4 protein-coding genes and 1 pseudogene are annotated in these 5,097 nt (G+C 46.4%); all 5 read left to right on the top strand.

Features of this window, described 5'->3' with window-relative positions; translation table 11 throughout:
- Positions 1-156 (top strand): annotated as a pseudogene (locus tag STRDD11_RS14555) (YihA family ribosome biogenesis GTP-binding protein); the annotation flags it as partial.
- A 146-nt stretch (positions 157-302) separates the two neighbouring features.
- A complete protein-coding gene (locus STRDD11_RS09605; RefSeq protein WP_128837143.1) occupies positions 303-1,001 on the top strand; it encodes a glucosaminidase domain-containing protein in 699 nt (232 codons plus the stop codon).
- 128 nt (positions 1,002-1,129) lie between these two features.
- Positions 1,130-2,536, top strand: coding sequence for an amino acid permease (locus STRDD11_RS09600; RefSeq protein ID WP_128837142.1), 1,407 nt, complete (start codon positions 1,130-1,132; stop codon positions 2,534-2,536).
- Positions 2,537-2,545: 9 nt separating this feature from the next.
- Complete coding sequence (gene mmuM, locus STRDD11_RS09595; RefSeq protein ID WP_128837141.1) at positions 2,546-3,502, top strand: homocysteine S-methyltransferase; 957 nt, start codon at positions 2,546-2,548, stop codon at positions 3,500-3,502.
- Between the two features lie 98 nt (positions 3,503-3,600).
- Positions 3,601-4,398 carry a formate/nitrite transporter family protein gene (locus STRDD11_RS09590; protein ID WP_128837140.1) on the top strand — a complete coding sequence of 266 codons (798 nt, stop codon included), beginning with the start codon at positions 3,601-3,603 and terminating at the stop codon, positions 4,396-4,398.
- Positions 4,399-5,097 lie beyond the last annotated feature (699 nt).

Raw genomic sequence — 5,097 nt, 5'->3', positions numbered from 1 at the left:
AAGGCTGATAAGATTCCGCGCGGCAAGTGGAATAAGCATGAAGCGGCCATCAAGAAAAAGCTGGATTTTGATAAAAATGACGATTTTGTCCTTTTTTCCTCTGTCAGCAAGGATGGTCTGGATGCCGCCTGGGATGCTATTTTAGCCAAAATCTAAGTATACGAATTAAATCCAACTCACTTTTTGAGCTGGATTTTTTGAAATAAGTCGAAAAATGTTACATACTTGTAATTAACTGGTAGTAGCATTTCACTATTTAGTGTGTTACAATGGTAGAACTAAATGGAACTAGGAGAAGTACTGTGAAAAAGAGAATCTCAAAAAAAGGAAAAAGACTTCTTTCGACTTTGTTTGCAATGGCAGCAACAGTCGCTGTTGGTTTTGTTTTGGCTCATCAGACCAACTCTGCCAGTGCCAATAACAGCGACCAGCAGCCGATGAATCAGACAGATTATTTTATCTCTCAAATCGGTGAGCCGGCTCGCCAGCTGGGACAAGACAATGACTTGTATGCTTCTGTCATGATTGCGCAGGCTATTTTGGAAAGCGGTTCTGGTCAGTCTGGCCTGTCGGATGACCCGCATTATAACCTCTTTGGTATTAAAGGCCAATATGACGGCCAGTCTGCGACGATGCAGACTTGGGAAGACGACGGCCAAGGCAATGCCTACACCATCAACGACAGCTTCCGCTCTTATCCTAGCTATGTAGAGTCTCTGCAGGACTATGTCACTGTCCTCAAGCAGGGTCATTTTGCTGGAGCTTGGAAGAGCAATACTTCCAGCTATCAGGATGCAACTGCAGCCTTGACCGGTGTTTATGCGACGGACAGCAGCTATAATTCCAAGCTGAACTACATCATTGAGAAATACGATTTAACTCGCTTTGACTCTCCCAGCTTTCAGTCTGGAGCGGATTATATGGTCTATAACCCATACCGCCAGCAGTACACAACTCAGGATGTCTTAGATATTGATACAGCTTGGGCTAATAGATTTTAAAAAAAGAGGGATACCCTCTTTTTTTATGCGTCCATAGTTTTTCTTTATCGCTTGCATAAAAAATATATATGATAGAGAAGCCTCTCTTATGCTACAATAGATAGATAGCAAAAAATAAAGGAAGTTTTATGGAAGCAAAAGATTTTAAGCAGGAACATTCTCAAAATCACAACTTTGAAAATGAAGGGCAGTTTCACCGCAAAATGACCAGCCGCCATCTTTTCATGCTGTCCTTAGGCGGAGTGATTGGGACGGGTCTTTTTCTCAGTTCAGGCTATACAATTGCTCAGGCCGGACCGCTGGGAGCGGTGCTGTCCTATTTGGTGGGAGCTGTGGTGGTTTATCTAGTCATGCTGTCACTGGGAGAGCTGGCGGTTGCTATGCCGGTAACTGGCTCATTTCATACGTATGCAACTAAGTTTATCAGTCCCGGAACGGGCTTTGCTGTCGCCTGGCTTTACTGGATCTGCTGGACGGTGGCGCTGGGGACGGAGTTTCTGGGAGCAGGCATGCTCATGCAGCGCTGGTTCCCAGCTGTTCCGCCTTGGATATTTGCAACGATTTTTGCTTCAGTCATCTTTGGGATTAATGCTCTCAGTGTCAGACTTTTTGCAGAAGCGGAGTTTTACTTTTCCAGCATCAAGGTAATCACGATTATTGTCTTTATCGTACTGGGAACAGCCGCCATTTTTGGGCTCATTCCCATGCAGGGCGATCAGTCAGCACCTTACTTCAGAAATCTGACGGCTCACGGGGCTTTTCCTCGTGATTGGACAGCCCTGCTGTCTATCATGCTGGCTGTTAATTATGCGTTTTCAGGGACAGAGCTGATCGGGATTGCAGCCGGTGAAACGGACAATCCGACGGAGGCGGTGCCTCAGGCCATCAAAACGACCATTGGCCGGCTGGTTATTTTCTTTGTCCTGACGATTATCGTTCTGGCTGCTCTTTTGCCGGTCAAGGAAGCCGGAGTTACGCAGGCCCCCTTTGTAGCGGTTTTTGATAAAATCGGTCTGCCTTTTGCAGCAGATATCATGAATTTTGTCATTCTGACTGCCATTCTGTCTGCGGGCAATTCCGGCCTGTATGCTTCCAGCAGGATGCTTTGGTCCTTGGCCAATGAAGGCATGATCAGCCAGAAAGTGGTCAAAATCAATCAGCATGGTGTGCCGATGCGGGCTCTTCTTCTGTCCATGCTGGGAGCGGTACTGGCTCTCTTTTCCAGCTTTTACGCAGCAGATACAGTGTTTTTGGCTTTGGTTTCCATTGCTGGCTTTGCCGTGGTTGTCGTCTGGCTGTCCATTCCCATTGCGCAGATCCGCTTTCGCAGGGAGTGGCTGAAGGAGCACAAGGAAGAGGATTTAGCTTTTAAAACGCCTTTCAGCCCTCTTTTGCCTTATCTGACCATTTTCCTGTTGGCCTTGTCCGTCATCGGGATTGCCTGGGATCCGTCACAGCGGGCCGGACTGTATTTTGGAGTTCCCTTTGTCATTCTCTGCTATCTTTACTATTATATCCGTCATCGCAAGTTTTAGGAGGCCGTTATGGGGAAATTTAACGATTTACTGACAGAAAATGAAGTGATTATTTTAGACGGTGCCTTGGGAACCGAGCTGGAAAGCCGAGGATATGATGTTTCCGGCAAGCTCTGGTCGGCTAAGTATCTGCTGGACAATCCTCAGGTCATTCAGAAACTGCATGAGACTTATGTGCGGGCCGGCAGTGACATCATTACTACCTCTAGCTACCAGGCCAGTATCCCAGCCTTTACTGAGGCCGGGCTGACTGCAGAAGCCAGCTATAACCTCCTCAAAGAAACGGTCAAACTGGCACGGGACGCCATTGAGCAAGTCTGGCAGGAACTGCCTGAGCAAGATAAGACCCGGCGTCCTTATCCCTTGGTCGCTGGCTCAGTAGGACCCTATGCAGCCTATCTGTCTGATGGTTCGGAGTACACGGGTGCCTATCAGCTGGCCAAGGAGGAATTTCAGGATTTTCACCGGCCCCGCATCCAAGCTTTGCTGGAAGCAGGGAGCGACCTGCTGGCTGTTGAGACTATTCCCAATGGAGCAGAAGCAGCTGCCCTGCTCGATTTGCTGGCGACAGAGTTTCCGCAGGCAGAAGCTTACCTGTCCTTTACGGCTCAGTCAGAGGAGGCGATTTCAGATGGCAGCCGAATCGAAGAAGTCGGCGCTTGGGCTCAGGCCAGCCCTCAAATCCTAGCTGTCGGCTTTAACTGTACAGCACCGCACCTTATCTCTCCCCTGCTGGACAGGCTGCGGCAGGTCTGCAGCAAGCCTCTCCTGACCTATCCCAACTCCGGTGAAATCTATGACGGAGTGACACAGACTTGGCACGATGACCCTGAACAGGGCAGGACGCTGGTAGAAAACAGTCGGATTTGGCAGCAGCAGGGGGCAAGACTTTTAGGCGGCTGCTGTCGGACACGGCCGGAAGATATTGCACAGCTGGCAGCCTATTTCAGGAACAGGGATAGTTAATCCCCTGCTCTTTTTAGGAAAAAAGATTGCAGAAAACGCTTTCCGAAAATGAAACTTTGTGATATACTATACATAGTTTCATTTGATAGGAGATTTTTATGCCAGAATCGACATTTATTCCCAAAATCGAAGCAGCTTGTCGCAAGAAAGAAGCCCTGTTTGATAAGAGCAAGACCAAGTATGCTGTCCGTTCCATCTTTGCTGGTGCTTTCCTGACCTTTAGTACAGGGGCCGGAGCCATTGCAGCAGACCTGACAAATAAGATTGTCCCAGGAAGCGGCCGCTTTCTCTTTCCTTTTATCTTTGCTTGGGGCTTGGCTTACATTGTCTTTCTAAATGCTGAGCTGGTGACTTCTAATATGATGTTTCTGACCGCTGGCACTTTTCTAAAGAAGATTGACTGGAAAAAGGCCCTGCTGATTTTGCTTTATTGTACATTTTTCAACCTTATCGGCGCTCTGATAGCTGGCTGGCTCTTTGCCAATTCAGCAGCCTATGCAGGACTCAGTAAGGAAAGCTTTATCGCCGGCGTGGTGCAGATGAAGCTGGCTCGTTCCAATGAGCTGATTTTGCTGGAGGGAGTGCTGGCCAATATCTTTGTCAACATTGCCATTCTCTCATTCGTTCTGGTTAAGGACGGTACAGCTAAGCTCATGCTGGTGCTTTCGGCTATTTACATGTTTGTCTTTCTGACCAATGAACACTTGGCGGCTAACTTTGCTTCCTTTGCTATCGTCAAGTTCAGCTCAGCAGCTGCGCAGATTCAGAACTTTGACATCGGCAATATCTTGCGTCACTGGGGTGTCACCTTTATCGGCAATCTCATCGGAGGCGGTCTCCTCATTGGCCTGCCATACGCTTGGTTTAATAAAAACGAAAATGATTATGTAGACTGACAAAAAAGGATTTTCGGATCCTTTTTTGATTCTATTCATTAAAACAAATAGGTTCCTATGGATGAATTCTGCGGCTTCATCTATTGGTCTATAGCTGTTCAAGCTCAGACTTTATCTGCTTTGTCAGGCAACTTTGATGCTTCGGCTGATGCAGCAAGCCGTGCGAATCTCTTGACTCAAGCGAGTGCGGCAGCAGTACAAGCAGCGATCCAAGCTCAGCTCTTGGTACAGAAAGCATCCGCTCTATCAAGTGAAAGTACGGTATCAGCTGCTAACCCGGCAGTCAATACAGGGACTAATCTCTTTACAGAGCAGTTTGTTGGAAGCTAATCTAATAGCTAGAGGAATGTGATGAAATTCCTCTAGTTTTTTTATTTGACATTGGTAAAACTCTCTAAACACGAACTATAAAATTATAATATAATTGAAAGATCGTATTTATCTTCAAGATTGATTTACAAAACAATCAAAGTAATCTATAATAGGGGATAGGTTAATATGTTATAAAAAAAGGAGATTTATATAAAGGTTATGGAGTTTTAGGAGAAGAGTTCCACATCAATTACTATATAGAAACTCAAACTTGTAACCTCAAAAACGGCCTTAACCCCTTGCACTATCTAGGTTTAGAGTGCAAAAAATAGCATAACCCCTTCAAAATCGTGTATACTAAAAGTGCAAAATCCAACACACACGATT

The organism is Streptococcus sp. DD11 (genome assembly GCF_001578865.1).
Taxonomy (GTDB): domain Bacteria; phylum Bacillota; class Bacilli; order Lactobacillales; family Streptococcaceae; genus Streptococcus; species Streptococcus panodentis.
The sequence above is the reverse complement of the archived record's forward strand: the minus strand, read 5'-3'. Positions and strand labels throughout refer to the sequence as shown.